Below are 750 nucleotides of genomic sequence, written 5' to 3' on the forward strand. Positions count from 1 at the left end.
GCTGCATCCAGGACAGCTGCAGTCCGGCCAGCGCATGCTGAGGCTCCCTCAACTCGATGGGAGACCATCATGGGATCAGTAAACACTGCAACCTGCAAAGTGCCCTGGAACAAGGGCAAGATCGTCGGCCAGAAGGCACCTTTCAAACTCAAGGACATTTGGGCGCTGCGGGTACGGCTGCAATTAGAGGGCCGTGTGCGCGAGCTGGCTCTCTTCAACTTGGGCCTGGACAGCAAGCTGCGCGGCTGCGATCTTGTCAGCCTGAAGGTCAGGGACGTCTGCCACGGAGAGCAGGTTGCACCACGGGCGACGGTGATGCAGCACAAGACCCAGCGTCCGGTGCAGTTTGAGCTCACGCCTGGAACCCGAGAGGCTGTGCATGCGTGGATCCAGCGCATCGGCCTGCGATCGGACGACTTCCTGTTCCCGAGCCGAATGCACGGCTCGCCGCACCTCGGCACCCGGCAGTACGCCCGCATTCTGGGTGGCTGGGTCAGAGAGCTTGGACTAGATCCTGCCGACTACGGAACTCACTCCATGCGGCGGACGAAGGCTACGCTGATCTACCGGCGGACGAGAAACCTTCGTGCGGTGCAGTTGCTGCTCGGCCATTCGAAGCTCGAGTCGACCGTCAGATATCTGGGCATCGAGGTGGATGACGCCCTGGAGATCTCGGAGCAGACAGAAATCTGAGCGAGCGTCGATTGAGCAGCGCAGATCCGTCCTCCTTGCTGCGGCGGTAAGGCGGAT

General features: G+C 61.6%; 1 protein-coding gene. It reads left to right on the plus strand.

From position 1 onward, the window contains the following. Positions 1-69: 69 nt before the first annotated feature. Complete coding sequence (locus V9K97_RS27245) at positions 70-693, plus strand: tyrosine-type recombinase/integrase (RefSeq protein WP_337321965.1); 624 nt, start codon at positions 70-72, stop codon at positions 691-693. Positions 694-750: the final 57 nt, after the last annotated feature.

This window comes from Variovorax sp. CCNWLW186 (assembly GCF_037203865.1).
GTDB lineage: Bacteria > Pseudomonadota > Gammaproteobacteria > Burkholderiales > Burkholderiaceae_C > Variovorax.